This is a genomic window from Salinimicrobium oceani, assembly GCF_012037645.1.
Map to the genome: position 1 here is coordinate 1 of NZ_JAAVJR010000045.1, position 957 is coordinate 957.

Sequence of the window (957 nt, forward strand, 5' to 3'; positions counted from 1 at the left end):
TGGGACGTATCTCCAAAAAACTCGCAGCAATTCAGATCGACTGTGATGTAAAATTTCATGCTGAAGATTATGAGCTTTCCATGCCTGATGCCGAAAGGGTACAGGAGCTTTTTGAAGAGCTGGAATTCAGGCGTCTAAAAGAGCAATTTTTGAAGCTGTTCTCCGGTGAAGAAACAGCAAGACCCACCCAAGTTACCGGTACTGAAACCGGAAAGGCACAAGCCCAAACTGCAGGAGCCGGACAATTTTCCCTTTTTGGAGCCGAAGCTTCAGAAGGCGTAGAAAATTTTTCAGGCAGAAAGACTATTAAAGAAATGCCTCATGTCTACCAAAGCGTGGCAACAGGGATGGCTATGGATCTTTTTCTTCAGAATTTGATGAAACAAAAATGTGCCTGTTTCGAATTCACCACCACCGGATTGAATCCACTTTCCGCAGAAATAATAGGAGTAGCCTTTTCATGGGAAGCCGGCAAAGGTTTTTATATTCCGGTGCCCGAAGAAAGAGCAGAAGCCCAGGCAGTACTGGAAAAGCTGCGGCCCTTCTTTGAAGCCGAAGACATCGAGAAAGTTGGCCAAAACCTGAAGCATGATATAAAGGTATTGGCAAAATATGACATCAGTTTTAAAGGTCCGCTGTTCGATACCATGATCGCGCACTACCTTATTAATCCAGATATGCGCCACAGCCTTGATGTGCTGTCTGAAACTTACCTTAATTACTCTCCTGTCTTCGTGGAAGAATTGCTGGGAAAAGGAAAGAATCAGAAAACCATGCGGGACATTCCGCTGGAAAAACAAACCGAGTTCAGTGTAGAGGATGCCGATGTGATCCTGCAGCTGAAACAACATTTTACTCCGGAGCTAAAAGAGGCAAATATCGAAAAACTTTTCAATGAGATCGAAATCCCGCTGGTCAAGGTGCTTGCAGCCATGGAACTGGAAGGGATAAAGTTGG

The 957-nt window shown here is 44.7% G+C and carries 1 pseudogene; it reads left to right on the forward strand.

The features are described from left to right. Positions 1-957, forward strand: a pseudogene (locus tag HC175_RS15245) (DNA polymerase I); the annotation flags it as partial.